The organism is Devosia sp., from assembly GCF_028290645.1.
In the GTDB taxonomy this organism is placed as follows: Bacteria; Pseudomonadota; Alphaproteobacteria; order Rhizobiales; family Devosiaceae; genus Devosia_A.
In genome coordinates this window covers 1-13,219 of the sequence record NZ_JAQGJL010000058.1, presented here as the reverse complement: position 1 = coordinate 13,219, position 13,219 = coordinate 1, and the positions used below count along the sequence as shown (strand labels likewise).

13 protein-coding genes are annotated in these 13,219 nt (G+C 62.4%); 10 read left to right on the top strand and 3 right to left on the bottom strand.

What is annotated here, in order from left to right:
* Window positions 1-22: 22 nt before the first annotated feature.
* A complete protein-coding gene (locus tag JWQ89_RS03125) occupies window positions 23-1,495 on the bottom strand; it encodes a catalase (protein ID WP_299638322.1) in 1,473 nt (490 codons plus the stop codon).
* 446 nt (window positions 1,496-1,941) lie between these two features.
* Here JWQ89_RS03125 and hemA point away from each other — a divergent pair, with 446 nt between their 5' ends.
* The 8 genes from hemA to JWQ89_RS03085 all read left to right on the top strand — a co-directional run bounded on the left by hemA (window position 1,942) and on the right by JWQ89_RS03085 (window position 8,011).
* On the top strand, window positions 1,942-3,210 hold the full coding sequence (hemA, locus tag JWQ89_RS03120) for a 5-aminolevulinate synthase (RefSeq protein ID WP_299638320.1): 1,269 nt from the start codon (window positions 1,942-1,944) through the stop codon (window positions 3,208-3,210).
* Between the two features lie 105 nt (window positions 3,211-3,315).
* A complete protein-coding gene (locus JWQ89_RS03115) occupies window positions 3,316-3,993 on the top strand; it encodes an HD domain-containing protein (RefSeq protein ID WP_299638318.1) in 678 nt (225 codons plus the stop codon).
* A gap of 199 nt (window positions 3,994-4,192) precedes the next feature.
* Entirely contained in the window at window positions 4,193-4,459 is a 267-nt protein-coding gene (locus JWQ89_RS03110) for a DUF4389 domain-containing protein (protein WP_299638317.1), read from the top strand.
* A gap of 455 nt (window positions 4,460-4,914) precedes the next feature.
* Window positions 4,915-5,214 carry a hypothetical protein gene (locus JWQ89_RS03105; protein WP_299638315.1) on the top strand — a complete coding sequence of 100 codons (300 nt, stop codon included), beginning with the start codon at window positions 4,915-4,917 and terminating at the stop codon, window positions 5,212-5,214.
* Between the two features lie 49 nt (window positions 5,215-5,263).
* Window positions 5,264-5,530 carry a metal-sensing transcriptional repressor gene (locus JWQ89_RS03100; RefSeq protein WP_299638313.1) on the top strand — a complete coding sequence of 89 codons (267 nt, stop codon included), beginning with the start codon at window positions 5,264-5,266 and terminating at the stop codon, window positions 5,528-5,530.
* Between the two features lie 8 nt (window positions 5,531-5,538).
* Window positions 5,539-6,873: a cation diffusion facilitator family transporter gene (locus tag JWQ89_RS03095; RefSeq protein ID WP_299638311.1), complete on the top strand. Its 1,335-nt coding sequence runs from the start codon at window positions 5,539-5,541 to the stop codon at window positions 6,871-6,873.
* Between the two features lie 3 nt (window positions 6,874-6,876).
* On the top strand, window positions 6,877-7,587 hold the full coding sequence (locus JWQ89_RS03090) for a sulfite exporter TauE/SafE family protein (protein WP_299638309.1): 711 nt from the start codon (window positions 6,877-6,879) through the stop codon (window positions 7,585-7,587).
* A 145-nt stretch (window positions 7,588-7,732) separates the two neighbouring features.
* Window positions 7,733-8,011 carry a hypothetical protein gene (locus JWQ89_RS03085; protein ID WP_299638308.1) on the top strand — a complete coding sequence of 93 codons (279 nt, stop codon included), beginning with the start codon at window positions 7,733-7,735 and terminating at the stop codon, window positions 8,009-8,011.
* A gap of 81 nt (window positions 8,012-8,092) precedes the next feature.
* On the opposite strand, the gene JWQ89_RS03080 is transcribed toward JWQ89_RS03085, so the two are convergent.
* Both JWQ89_RS03080 and JWQ89_RS03075 read right to left on the bottom strand, forming a co-directional pair.
* Complete coding sequence (locus tag JWQ89_RS03080) at window positions 8,093-9,016, bottom strand: DUF5681 domain-containing protein (RefSeq protein WP_299638307.1); 924 nt, start codon at window positions 9,014-9,016, stop codon at window positions 8,093-8,095.
* Window positions 9,013-10,362, bottom strand: a complete 1,350-nt coding sequence (locus JWQ89_RS03075; protein ID WP_299638306.1) for a DNA methyltransferase — start codon at window positions 10,360-10,362, stop codon at window positions 9,013-9,015. The genes JWQ89_RS03080 and JWQ89_RS03075 overlap by 4 nt, the downstream gene beginning before the upstream one ends.
* Before the next feature lie 1,103 nt (window positions 10,363-11,465).
* Between JWQ89_RS03075 and JWQ89_RS03070 the strand changes: the two genes are divergently transcribed.
* Both JWQ89_RS03070 and JWQ89_RS03065 read left to right on the top strand, forming a co-directional pair.
* Complete coding sequence (locus tag JWQ89_RS03070) at window positions 11,466-11,762, top strand: hypothetical protein (RefSeq protein ID WP_299638304.1); 297 nt, start codon at window positions 11,466-11,468, stop codon at window positions 11,760-11,762.
* Window positions 11,763-12,404: 642 nt separating this feature from the next.
* Window positions 12,405-12,614: a cold-shock protein gene (locus tag JWQ89_RS03065; protein WP_299638302.1), complete on the top strand. Its 210-nt coding sequence runs from the start codon at window positions 12,405-12,407 to the stop codon at window positions 12,612-12,614.
* Window positions 12,615-13,219: the final 605 nt, after the last annotated feature.

The following is a 13,219-nucleotide window of genomic DNA, read 5'->3' as shown; positions in this document are numbered from 1 at the left end:
GCCTGTGGCTGGGCGGGTCGCGCTACTCCGCGGCGATCGTCTGCGGATTGAAGGTGATGCCCAGCGCCTTCGCGACGCCGGCGCCATACGCCGGATCGGCCTTGGTGCAGTTGGCGATGTGCCGCTGTTTGACCTCGAGGCGCGCGTCGCCCATGGCGCGGGCGGTGTTCTCGAACAGGACCTTCTGCTGTTGCGGGCTCATCTTCCTGAACAGATTGCCGGGCTGCTCGTAATGGTCGTCATCGACGCGATGGTCCCAGAAGGTCGCGCTGCCCTCGAGCGGCAGCGGCGGATCGATCAGGGCCTCGTTCCGGTCGATCCAGGCGCCCTTGCTGTTGGGCCAATAGGTCGGCGTCGCGCCAAGATTGCCGTCGGTCCGCATTTGGCCATCGCGGTGGTAGCTGAGGAACGGGCATTTCGGCGCGTTCACCGGGATGTGGTTGAAGTTGACGCCGAGGCGATAGCGCTGCGTATCGCCGTAGGAGAACAGGCGCCCCTGCAGCATCTTGTCCGGCGAGTGGCCGATACCCGGAACGACGTTGGCCGGCGAGAATGCCGCCTGCTCGATTTCCGCAAAGAAGTTGTCGGGGTAGCGGTTGAGTTCCATCACCCCGACCTCCATCAGCGGATAGTCGCCCTTGGGCCACACCTTGGTGACGTCGAAGGGATTGTGCTTGTGGGTCTTGGCCTGCTCCTCGGTCATCACCTGGATCCACAGCGTCCAGCGCGGGAAATTGCCGCTCTCGATCGCCTCGAACAGATCGCGGCCGTGACTCTCGCGGTCGTTGGCGACAAGCGCGGCAGCTGCCTCGTCGGTGAGGTTCTCGATGCCCTGGTGCGTGCGGAAATGGAATTTGACCCAGTTCCGCTCATTGGCGGCATTGATCATCGAGAAGGTGTGGCTGCCGAACAGATGCATGTGTCGGAAGCTTCGCGGGATGCCGCGGTCGGACATCACGACGGTCACCTGGTGCAACGCCTCCGGCAGGAGCGTCCAGAAGTCCCAGTTGTTGTCGGCCGAGCGCATTCCGGTGCGCGGATCGCGCTTGATCGCGTGGTTCAGGTCCGAAAAGCGCAGCGGATCGCGAAAGAAGAAGACGGGCGTATTGTTGCCGACGATGTCCCAGTTGCCTTCCTCGGTATAGAACTTCAAGGCAGTACCGCGGATATCGCGCTCGGCATCCGCCGCGCCCCGCTCGCCCGCCACCGTCGAGAAACGGACCAGCATCGGCGTCTGCTTGCCGACCTCGGAGAAGATCTTCGCCTTGGTGTAGCGGGTAATGTCGTTGGTGACGGTGAAGGTGCCATGGGCGCCCCAACCCTTTGCATGCATGCGGCGTTCGGGAATCACCTCACGGTCGAAATGTGCCAGCTTTTCGATTAGCCAGATGTCCTGGAGCAACGCCGGACCACGCGGGCCTGCAGTTTGAATGTTGGTGTTGTCCACCACGGGCGTGCCGGTGGCATGGGTCATGGACGGCTTGCGGTCGGTCATGAGTGATATCCTGTGTTAGAGGCAAAGGCATACAACAACGCCACCGCTATGCAGCATCGTTACTTGTGGCGTTACCCCGGGTGCATTGATGGGAACGCCGGTATCCGAAATTTACTCAGATCATTTCGAAATGACTTCAGCTCTGTTGCTGCAACTGTCGCGCTCTTGCGCCAACCGCAATATCGTGGGTCGAAGAGCCGGTTGGCGACGTAGAGATCGACTGGAAGCCGTGCTCGCCCTCGCATGGCAACCGCAATTGCGGCGAGGCAGACATTGTCGCGAGCGCAATCTTGCAACAAGAGCGGCAATAGCCGACGAGCAACGCAAGTGCGCCATGCCTATCAAGCAGACGGCAGCAACGAGAACGTTGTGTGTGCCTGGGCGCGCCGATGGCGCTCTTGCTCCGGCCTGTACAGAAATTCAGCGTCTGCAGATGGGAGGGTGTCATGGACGACCGCCTGAAGGACCGCAGCACCGCTGGCTTGACGAACTATGACAGCTTCTTCGCCGCGGCGCTGGCGCGGCTCAGGGCCGAACGCCGCTACCGGGTGTTCGCCGATCTTGAACGGATCGTCGGCCGGTTTCCCTTCGCGATCTGGCACTCCCCGCAAGGGCCACGGGAAGTGGTGATCTGGTGCTCCAACGACTATCTCGGCATGGGACAGCACCCGAAAGTTGTTCGCGCAATGGTCGAGATGGCGGCCCGGGTGGGGACCGGCGCCGGCGGGACGCGCAATATTTCCGGCACCAGCCGTCAGCTGGTCGAACTCGAAAGGGAACTCGCCGATCTTCATGGCAAGGCGGCGGCACTGGTCTTCACCTCGGGCTATGTCTCGAACCAGACCGGCATCTCGACCATTGCCAAGCTGATCCCGGATTGCCTGATCCTGTCCGATGCGGACAACCACAATTCTATGATCGAGGGTATCCGCCAAGCCGGCGCCGAGAAGCGGATATTCCGTCACAACGATGTCGGCCATCTCGAAGCCCTGTTGCAGGCCGAGGACGTCCGCCGCCCCAAACTGATCGTCTTCGAAAGCCTCTATTCGATGGGCGGCGATGTCGCCCCGGTTGGTCGCATCTGCGACCTCGCAGATCGCTATGGCGCCATGACCTATCTCGATGAAGTCCATGCCGTCGGCATGTACGGTCCGCGTGGAGCAGGCGTTGCGGCGCGCGACGGCGCCGCCTCCCGCATCGATGTGGTCGAGGGCACGCTCGCCAAGGCGTTCGGCTGCCTTGGCGGCTACATTGCCGGAAGCGCGACGCTGATCGACGCGGTACGCTCCTGTGCGCCGGGCTTCATCTTCACCACCGCACTGCCCCCGGCTATCTGCGCCGCGGCCACCGCCGCGATCCGGCATCTCAAGGTTTCGCCGCACGAACGCGATCGCCAGCAGGACCGTGCCAGGCGGGTCAAGGCGGCGCTTCACGCAGCGGGACTGCCGGTGATGCTGAGCGATACCCACATCGTCCCCGTCCTCATCGCCGATCCGGAGAAATGCAAGGCGGCGAGCGACTTGCTGCTCTCCGAGTACGGCATCTACATCCAGCCGATCAACTATCCTACTGTACCCAAGGGGACCGAGCGGCTGCGCATCACGCCGGGACCATTCCACGAAGACGCCTTGATCGATCAGCTCGTCGAGGCGCTGGTCGAGGTGTGGGCGCGTCTCGATCTCCAGCGGGAAGACTGGGTACACGCGGCCGAATGACGGCTCAGGGGAGATTTTTCCGACAACAGCCGACGAGCGACTGTAGCGCACCATGACTACAAATTCTGGCGGTGCGGCACGCCTGATCTTATCGAGGAGAAGCACATGAGCCCGGTGAAGACCCACATACATGCCAAGCGGGACACGAACGACATTGCCGGAATCAGGATTCCGGACAGCAAGATGGCGCGCGATGTCACGCAATTCATCCGCGATACCGAGTCAGACCTTCTGTTCCACCACTCGACGCGCGTCTACTTGTTCGGCGCGCTCACTGGCGAGCGCAAGCGGCTTAGGTTCGACCCGGAATTGCTCTATGTCGGCGCGATGTTTCATGACATCGGCCTGACCGACAGATATCGCCACTCGCAGCTTCGATTCGAGGTTGACGGTGCAAACGCCGCCCGAGATTTTCTCCGTAGCTACGGTATCCCGGAAGCATCTGTCGAAATCGTCTGGGACGCTATCGCGTTGCACACTACCCCAGGCATTCCGGAGTACAAGAAGTCGGAAGTAGCGCTCGTCACCTCGGGTGTCGAGATGGACGTGCTCGGGATCGCCTATGAGCAGTTTACAGATGCGCAGCGCGATGCGGTGGTCGCGGCACAACCTCGTGGCGAGGACTTCAAGAACAATATCATCCAGGCCTTCTATGATGGGATGAAGCATCGCCCGAACACTACGTTCGGCACCGTCAACGATGACGTTCTGGCCCTCAAGGACAAGCATTTCCGGCCCACCAACTTCTGCAGCGTCATACTCGGCTCCGCCTGGGCGCGCTGACCGCGTTGGACAAGCAACAGCCCCGCAAGGCGTGAGCGCTGGTTCGAGCATGAGATGGCCGGGGAGATTGCTCGGTGAGATAGGCCAACCGTGGCCGTGAAGTGAGGCACAGGAACTGAGCATCCGCTTTTGGGTCAGAAGCGGGTATCCGTCCACGGTCGATGCCCAGTCGGTTCACCTCGAGGTCACCTATCCCGAGGTGGAGCGCGACCTGGACCGCTGGCTGCCTCGGGTCAAATGTCTGCTCGCCCTGCCCCACTACGTTGCATTGTCCATGCTCGGCATTGCAGTCGTGCTCGTGACGATCGTTGCGTGGGTTATGATCATCGTGACGGGGACCTATCCGCGCGGGCTGTTCGACTTCGTCGTTGGCGTCGGCCGCTGGACGACGCGGGTGTGGGCCTATTCCTTCCTGCTGGTGACGGACCCAATGCCCGAGCACCGCGCGACGACCCGAGTTGATTAAAGGGGGTCCTACAGATCGACGTGCCGCGGGCATGGTCCGCTCGGCCCGATCCATTCCACTATTCCCCCTGGATCGAGGTGATCGCCGGTGCCCCGAAGGCCTTCAACAGCGGAGCGAAGATGTCTTGCTCGGGCAGAATAATGAGGCTCTAGCGGTGGTCGCCGCTCGAGAACACGAGGCCCGGCCAACTCCGCAACACCACGGCGGGGATTGCTGGCTGAGGAGGCCGCAGCGCAGACGGCGCAGACCGTCACCGCGGCAGACTCACCGGAAATGGCCGCTCCCTCTGCCGTGACAGTGGAACTTGAGCGTCGCGTGGCCGCGCTGGAGGCCGTTCTCGCTGCCGCCCAACAGCCGGAGCAGCCCGAAACCGTGGCCCCCCTCGTAGCGCCGCTGCAATTGGCGGTTGCCGAGCCCGAGCCGGCCAACAGGCAGTTCCGGGCTGGAGGGACGAAGTGGTGTTCACGCTGACGCCCGGCCAGGGCACCGAGTACAAGATGGTCATGGCGGCAGGCGCGACGGCCAACTACGAATTCGTCGTCGATGGCGGGGTGATCAACTTCGATGCACACGGCGAGGGTGCCGGCCAATCGGTAAGCTTCGAGGAGGGCCGTGCGGTGCAAGGCGACAGTGGCGAGTTACAGGCCCCGTTCGATGGGACCCATGGCTGGTTTTTCCGCAACCGGGGCAACGAGGACGTGGTCGTGACCCTGCGTACCGGCGGTGATTACGCGGAGCTTCGCAAGCTGATCTGACGCACCTCATGCCGCTTGCGGTATCCTCCCCAGGGGGATACACAGCGGCATGAAACATCACTCCCATCCCGACATTTCCAAGCGCCTCAAGCGGGCCTGTGGGCACCTCGCCTCGGTCATCGAGATGATCGACGCGGGGCGCTCGTGCACCGATCTGGCCCAGCAACTGCACGCCGTGGAGAGCGCGATCACCAATGCCAAGCGCGAGTTGATCCATGACCACATGGAGCATTGCCTCGGCGACGGCCTTGGATCGGGAGAGATGACGTCCGCGGCCACCCTGGCCGAATTCAGAACCTTGGCGAAGTACCTGTGAGAATGACCATGCTGCGCACTATTCTGGCCTGGTTCGGTTTCGGCCCCGGTGGACATGGCGCCCACGGGCCCGGTGGACATGGCCACAGCCAGGGTCACAAGGACGACGGCGATCATGGCCACACCCACGGCGTCATCGACGCGACGATCGCGACGACGACCGAGGGGATCAACGCCATCAAGTGGTCCTTCGTCATCCTCGCCGCTACGGCGCTCATGCAGCTCGTCGTCGTCTACTTCTCCGGCAGCGTGGCGCTGCTCGCCGACACGATCCACAATGTCGGTGATGCAATGACCGCCGTCCCGCTCTGGATCGCCTTTGTCCTGGTCCGCCGCCCCGCGACCAAGGTGTTCAACTACGGACTCGGCCGCGTCGAGGACCTGGCGGGCATCATGATCGTGCTCATCATCCTGCTGAGCGCGATCGTAGCCGGCTACGAGTCGATCGACCACCTCATCAATCCGCGCCCAGTCCAGCACCTCGGCTGGCTGATCGGTGCGGGCATCGTCGGATTTGCCGGCAACGAGATCGTCGCCGTGATCCGCATTCGTACCGGCCGGCGCATCAATTCGGCAGCACTTATCGCCGACGGCTATCACGCCCGAACGGACGGATTGACCAGCCTCGCCGTCGTAGCAGGTGCGATCGGTGTCTGGATGGGTTTCCCGCTGGCCGACCCCATCATCGGTCTTCTCATCACCGTCGCCATCCTCGGCATCGTCTGGCAGTCGGCCCGCTCGGTTCTGACGCGCATGCTCGACGGCATCGAGCCGGGGACCCTGGAAGAAATCCACCACGCCGCCGCCCATGTGAAAGGCATCGACAGGATTGTCGACGCAAAGGCCCGCTGGATCGGCCATAAGCTGCACATCCAGGTCACGATCGCCCTCGATGAAGGCATCTTCCTCGCTGCGGCCAACACCATCGCCCACCAGCTCCGGCACGAGCTGAAAGACCACCTTCCCGCCCTTGCCGAAGCAAGCATCCTGTTCGCGCCGTCTGCAGAGGGCGGTGGACATCACCATGCTCCGGATCCGGTGCCCGTCGCGACCCGCCTTGCCAACGGCTTGCTGCAGATCGTCGATACGCCTGACGGCGAGCGGATGCGGCTCCGCGTTTCGCGCCACGCCGAGGGGCTGAAAGCAAGCGTCGACATCGAGCGCGAGGGCGGCCGAACCGAGGTCCTGGACCTACGCCCGGTCGGCGGGGACCACCACCTGCTGCAAAGCCAGACGGCGCCGGAAGAGCCGCACGAGTTCAGTGCCCGGTTGCGACTGGCTGCCGGCACCGAGAGCGAAGAGCTGGCTTTTGCTATGGCTGAGCCCGCCGGGCAGCACCACTAGGCCATGCTCGAGTTCCTGGTTCAGCTGCAGGGTTCGATCCGCTCCGCCTTTTCGGGCAATATCGAAGCCTTCGCGGCTAACCATGACTGGCTTGCGCTTCTCGCCGTGCTGCCGCTTGGCATCGTTTTCGGCGCGGCGCATGCGCTGACACCGGGGCATGGAAAATCGGTGCTGGCTGCCTACGCGGTGGGTTCCGATCTCTCTCGCCTCAAGGTCATGCTGACGGCCGTGGCGCTTGCCGTCACCCATATCAGCATGGCAGTGCTGCTGGCCGTGGTGACGAATACCATCGTGACGCGCACCATAGTCGGCGCCGGTCAGGCGCCGGCGCTCGAACTCATCAGCCGTGTACTACTCGTTGGGGTGGGTTTGTGGCTAGTATTGCGTGCCCTTCTCGGGCGGCCTCATACTCACGGAGAAGGCGTCATGGCGGGCATCGCTGCCGGGCTTGTCCCGTGTCCCCTGACATTGTTCCTGATGTTCTTTGCAACATCTCAGGGTGTGCCGGAGGCCGGATTGACGTTTGCCGTGGCGATGGTCTTGGGCGTTGGCATCGTGCTTACAGGCGTCGCTGTCGCCAGCGTATGGGCCCGCCAACATGTGGTCCGACTGCTCGAGGGCAGGGGCATGGCGCTACCAATGGTCATCCGGGTGGTGGACGTGCTCGCAGGGGTGGCACTGCTTGTCCTCGCGGCAGGTCAGATTCTGCCGTAGGCGTTCCGATCGACCGAGGACGCTTGCACACAGCCTGTTCCTAGAAGCACCTACAGCAAAGATAATCATCCTAGCTCGCCGTGGGCTGATCGCGGCCAGTGGCGCGGCGGCGCTCGCCAGCGGCGCCGCAGCTCAAGGGCATGATATGGTCGCGATGCAGGGGGACCCGGCGATTCCGGACGGCCCATATGCTGCGCCGGCGCACGTAGGCGACCATGGCGACATGGTGACCGTCGGCGAGGTGGATTATGCAGCCAATGACTTCGATCCCTCGGCGATACTGACCAATGGCATCGGTAGCCTATGGAAGACAAACCACCTCTTCCGTGAGCGGCGGTGGCGCGGCGGAAAGGCGCGGCGTGTGCTGCGCCTTGTCAGCTTCGTTGGTAGGAGCTATGCGTCCCGTGTGCGCGTGACACGGTGAAATTCCCCCGGCCGTAGGACGTCGATCGCAAGATGGACGGGTCGCCATGTAGGGTTCATGGGGGGCCCTACCGCGCACACCCTAACCTTTGTCTTCTCGCTCCAGCTCAGCGACCGCCTCCATAAGCTGATCGAGCATGGCGAGGAACTTCGACAGCGTCGGCAGGCGACTATCCGGATGCCAATCGACCCCGAGCGCTGCCCAATCGTGCGTTAGCCTCCGCCGCAGTTCCCGCTTGGTGACGCCCTCCAGTCGGAGCATGCGCATAGTCCAGTCCGATTCCGACAACCGAAAGCGTTCAGGAAAGCCCCGATCCAGCAGCATGACGCAGGCGAGGGCGGTGCCATGCTCCCCGTGTCCGGCTTGCTCGACCTCACGTTGCTGCAGCGCATCCTGCATGATCAGCACGTCCCGCAGACGAACCGTGTTCCGAAAATTCTCTGCTGAAACGTCGTCGAACGGCCCGCTGAAGCGCACGCCGCGCTCAGAGTCGATCACCACATCATCGGGGTGAGGAAGGCTAGGTGGGACCGGCAGCCCGTTTTCTGCCGCGTAAGCATGCGCCTCCCGCCCGCGTCGAACGTAACCGGCCCACCACTCGTTGTTCTCCCGGATCTCCTGTCGTCGCGCGCGGTCGGCCTGCTTGTAATTCTCGATGATATGCTTCTGCGCATGGGCGTTGCCTTTGGTCGCCGACGCATACTGGGCCCGGTGCACCGCCTCGATCGCGGGGATCTGATGGACCTTGTCGCCTTCACGCACGGTGATCAGTCGCTCGGCTTCGTTGAGCGCCAAAGCGCTGGATGATCGTTGGCCCATCCCCAAATCTTGGGCTTTCGGACGGCCCTTGGGGTTGCCCGATTGTCCCTTCTTGAACCGTGAATGTTGCGGCGGACGTTTGTAGCCGGTCCCGTGAAGGATCTCCGACTTCGCCGCTTCGACCGCCTCCTTTGACAACCCCTTTGATGCCATAGGCTTGCCGCCGTCCTGCGGGTGCTTGCTCATCTGCTCCTCCGGGCGTTCTTCGCGCGGGAGGTGCGCGGCGTAGCCGGTTGGCGCTCAGCGGCCAATGCTTCGAACGAGCTGCCAGTCGCTGAGAGGACCGCCAGCTTGCCGGTGTAGTTCTCCCAGCGTCTGACGATGGTGTCGCAATAGAGTGGATCATACTCGAGCACCCGCGCCAGGCGCCCACAGCTGGCGGCAGCGATCAGCGTCGTCCCCGATCCGGCAAACAGGTCGAGCACGATCTCGCCGCGGCGCGAACAGTCCCGGATGGCGTCGGCAACCAGAGCCACCGGCTTCACCGTCGGGTGCATCGACAGCTGGTCGGCGCGATCGGCCCCCATGCTGCTGATGCCGGCATAGTCCCAGACATTGGTGCGGTAGCGGCCGGTCTCACCCAGCCCGAAGCTGTTGGTGTGGGGCGCATCGCCGAGCTTGAAGACGAAGACCAGCTCGTGCTTGGAGCGGTAGAAGCTGCCCATGCCGCCATTGGTCTTGTTCCAGACGCAGAGGTTCTTCAGTTCCGAGAAGACGCCTTCTGCGGCATCGAGGAGTTCGCGGATATGTCGCCAGTCCATGCAGACGAAGGCGATAGCGCCGTCCCTGGTCATAGCGGCAGCATTGGAGAGTGTCTGCTTGAGGAAGGCGGTAAACCGGGCGGGGCTCATCTCGCCCGCGGCAAAGGCGAACTCGCGATGCCGGATCGCCCCCAGACCGCTGACATGGCCATCGATCGGCACGTTGTAGGGTGGGTCGGTGAAGATCAGGTCGGCGCGATCAGACCCCATGAGCCTTCCGACATCATCCACCAACTGGGCATCGCCGCACAGCAGGCGATGATCGCCGAGCTGCCAGAGATCGCCGGCCCTGGTGACCGGTGCATCTCCCAGTTCCGGGATCCGGTCCTCCGGCCCATCGGTGGCGGCCTCCTTGGCCTGGTCGATGGTCAGGTCGACCTCGGCCAGCGAAAAGCCGGTCAGGGTCACGTCGAAGTCGAGGTCGATGAGCGCCTGCAGCTCGATCGACAGGATCTCCATGTCCCAGCCGGCGTTCAGCGCCAGCTTGTTGTCGGCGAGCACGTAAGCACGACGCTCTTCCGCGCTGAGGTGGGAGAGTTTCAGCGTCGGCACGGTCTCGATGCCGAGCTCGCGCGCCGCGAGTACCCGGCCGTGGCCGGCGATGATCTCGCCGGCATCGCTGATCAGTACCGGGTTGGTGAAGCCGAAGCGCTTGATGCTGTCGCCAATCTGGCGCAGCTGGCGTTTCGAGTGGGTGCGGGCGTTGCCCGAGTACGGTCGAAGCGCCCCAACTGACATCATCTCGATGGTCGGGGCCGTCGTGTGCTGCATGTCATCTCTCCACTCCCGGAAGCGGGGGTGAAGACCTAAATTCAGAACTATTGGGGGTCGAGGCAACAAGTTTGTTGGAGGGAGAACGGCGCAAAACCCCCGATTTTGCTCGGATTTTTCAAAGCCCGTTTAACAGCGGTTGAATACCCTTTCAAAACCCGTTTAAGGATTTTGAGTTTTTGAAACGGGGGTCCAAGGCCCGTTCACGGTTGCGTGATCGGATCCGGTCGAGACCTCTCCCAGACCCCCCGCTATGCGCTGATCACGCCTCCGCGCGAATCGGCGCCCCCGCCCGCATGTCTCGCGTCAGCTTGATCGTCCTGGCCGGTGCAAGGGGGGCTGGAAGCGATTGCAACAGCGACACTCGCCCCTCGTGCGCACAACGACTTTGCTATCCCGTCTAGCCGCACGCAAATCCCGACTTGCGGCCCCTCAAAACCGCATAAGCGTACTGCCGTTTCGGGTACCGACAAACCAATTCCGCTGAGCAGCTCGTTGGTCCCGCCAACCGACATCTTCATCCCACTTAACGTCAGTCCAATCCCGCTTAAGGACAGCGAGCTGACGACAAAATTCCCTGTTTCGACAGCGGTCGAACCAACTCCAGGCACTGTTCGCCCCAGCCACGCCACGGAGGACGCTCGGCAAGGCTCTGATTTCGCAAGAGAAAATGAAGCGTGGTCGCATCTCAGGAGTGCGACGTCGAGTTCCCTGCTATTTTAGTAAGTGAGACGGAGCCAGGTTCGCAGTGGACTACATCCACCGCCATGCAGTCTGTTGTTTTTGCTCGGCAAATTGCTCGCGCATTGAGTCTGCGACATTGCAAAGGCTTGGCCGGATAACCCCGCGGACAACCGCTTCAAGAGATAGCGGACGATCCCCAGAACCGGCCCCCTTCCGGGGCAATCTCAAAGCGCCAATTTCGTGGTTCGGTTCTCAAGAGCTGGCAGCCGCACCTCTGGGTGCACGGGCACACGCATGCGAGCCGCGACTGTGTCGTCGGGGCGACGCGTGTGATCTGCAATCCGCGGGGTTATGCGACGCCGCGCGATGACGGACAGCGGCCAGGAACCTGAGTTTTTGACGGATCTGGTGGTCTAGATATGAGAACCGGATGGGGACTCATCGAAGGCCAGCACCGACATATCGGCGAGATCGAGGCCGCGACGGTGCAGATTGATGACGACGTGCGTCAGGTCGATCCGGCGGCACTGAAAGACTGGCTCGAGCGGATATCGTTTTTCGACCACATGACGACGCCGACTGACGCGGATTTCCGTCGCCGGACGATCGCGAATACGAGTTCGCGATCTGGACCGCCGCACGAATTTGGTACTCGACAAGGACGAAGGGTTTGCACGGGTGACGTGGATTTCTGCGCACGCCGCAGGCTTGGGTAGTAGGAGATAGGCATGGACCGGAGGTCGCTGAGATTCCAGCTACCCGGACGTGGACGATCCCCCGCCGCTCGCCGAGGACATGGCTTTCGATGCTGCGTGCAGGCGACTCCCAAATCTCGCCGCCGATGGCGAGATCGAGAAGCGGATTGCCTGTCTGCATCTCGTTCCCGTCAAAGTGCCGGAAGGTCGGGTCGACATGTACTGTCCGTGCTGGACTTGGCGTTGGCCAAACACGGTCATTTACCGGCAGACCCCGCGGTGAAGTCGGCGATGGACGATGTGCACTCGTTTCTCGATCGGTGGCGCGGGGGTGCCGGCGATGAGCGGAGACTAAGCGCCGTAAACTCTGGGGCAAGCCGGGCGTCGACCGCGATGCTCGATCACTCCGTGCAGATATCGGTCCGCCGGTCTGGCCCGGAGCGGGGTCCATCTTAGTCGAAAGAACTAAACTATACCATTCTGGTGTGCAATTAAGCGGAGCGGTCTTTCCAAGAACCTCCCTTAGACAGTCGAACGAACCCAATCGCAGTCAATTGGTCTTGAATAGTTCGCAATCTTCCGCCATTTTTTCATCGTTCGGGCGACGCGACGTCGCCCCTAAGTACCCGGCGGGAGTTCGCCGGCCATTGATGAGGGTCTGGAATGACTGAAGGCGTAGTGAAGTTTTTCAATACCCAGAAGGGATTTGGGTTCATCCAGCCGGACGACGGCAGCAAGGATGCATTCGTGCATATCTCTGCCCTCGAGCGTTCCGGCCTGTCTTCCCTGAATGAGGGCGATAAGGTCTCGTATGAGCTCGAGAAGGGCAGGGACGGCAAGGTCTCGGCAACGAACCTGACGATGAAGCGCTAGGCGCGCGCGCAGGACGGCGGCAGGACGACACAAATTGTTCGGCCGCCCAGCCCGCGACCTTCAGAGACGGGACGGGAGGGTAGGGAAAAGATGGCGGGATCTGGATCGTAGAGCTGTTTCAGGTCGCCGATCTCTGTCAAACCGCTCGATCGAAACTCACTAGCTAGTTGGCATTGAAATCCGCCGAGCCAATGCCCGTCGGCCTGACGTTTCCGCCGGCGACAGCATAGAGCGTGAACGATAGCTCCTGGGTCAGGCAGGTCATTGACTACGGCCGTCCGGCTCCTAGCCGCGAAGAACGACACAACGAGCCGACCGGTCGCCGCGTTTCTGACCTTGATAATGGCATCACCAGCCGATCCATTCTCGATCGTAAGGCGATGTCCGAACTCCACGTAAGGCGTTCGGCCGGCAAGGATCGCACCGTTACTAGGTGCGCAGCGCATAGATCTTTCAGGGCGACATCGATCGCAGCCCTCGGATTTCCCACCGGCCCGTCGCTCGCCACACTGGTCGTCCGTGGGACGTATGTCGAAGGCCGTTACATCTCCGTCCCGTCCCGCATCCTAAGCCGCTGTAGCTCGGCGCCCTTTACATCGGCGGTC

What these genes read in the sequence shown, in the direction of transcription:
- JWQ89_RS03070 (WP_299638304.1), top strand. Translation starts at nt 11,466, where the DNA reads ATGAGAACCGGATGGGGACTCATCGAAGGCCAGCACCGACATATCGGC.
- hemA (WP_299638320.1), top strand. Translation starts at nt 1,942, where the DNA reads ATGGACGACCGCCTGAAGGACCGCAGCACCGCTGGCTTGACGAACTAT.
- JWQ89_RS03090 (WP_299638309.1), top strand. Translation starts at nt 6,877, where the DNA reads ATGCTCGAGTTCCTGGTTCAGCTGCAGGGTTCGATCCGCTCCGCCTTT.
- JWQ89_RS03125 (WP_299638322.1), bottom strand. Translation starts at nt 1,495, where the DNA reads ATGACCGACCGCAAGCCGTCCATGACCCATGCCACCGGCACGCCCGTG.
- JWQ89_RS03115 (WP_299638318.1), top strand. Translation starts at nt 3,316, where the DNA reads ATGAGCCCGGTGAAGACCCACATACATGCCAAGCGGGACACGAACGAC.
- JWQ89_RS03075 (WP_299638306.1), bottom strand. Translation starts at nt 10,362, where the DNA reads ATGCAGCACACGACGGCCCCGACCATCGAGATGATGTCAGTTGGGGCG.
- JWQ89_RS03080 (WP_299638307.1), bottom strand. Translation starts at nt 9,016, where the DNA reads ATGAGCAAGCACCCGCAGGACGGCGGCAAGCCTATGGCATCAAAGGGG.
- JWQ89_RS03085 (WP_299638308.1), top strand. Translation starts at nt 7,733, where the DNA reads ATGGTCGCGATGCAGGGGGACCCGGCGATTCCGGACGGCCCATATGCT.
- JWQ89_RS03095 (WP_299638311.1), top strand. Translation starts at nt 5,539, where the DNA reads ATGCTGCGCACTATTCTGGCCTGGTTCGGTTTCGGCCCCGGTGGACAT.
- JWQ89_RS03065 (WP_299638302.1), top strand. Translation starts at nt 12,405, where the DNA reads ATGACTGAAGGCGTAGTGAAGTTTTTCAATACCCAGAAGGGATTTGGG.
- JWQ89_RS03100 (WP_299638313.1), top strand. Translation starts at nt 5,264, where the DNA reads ATGAAACATCACTCCCATCCCGACATTTCCAAGCGCCTCAAGCGGGCC.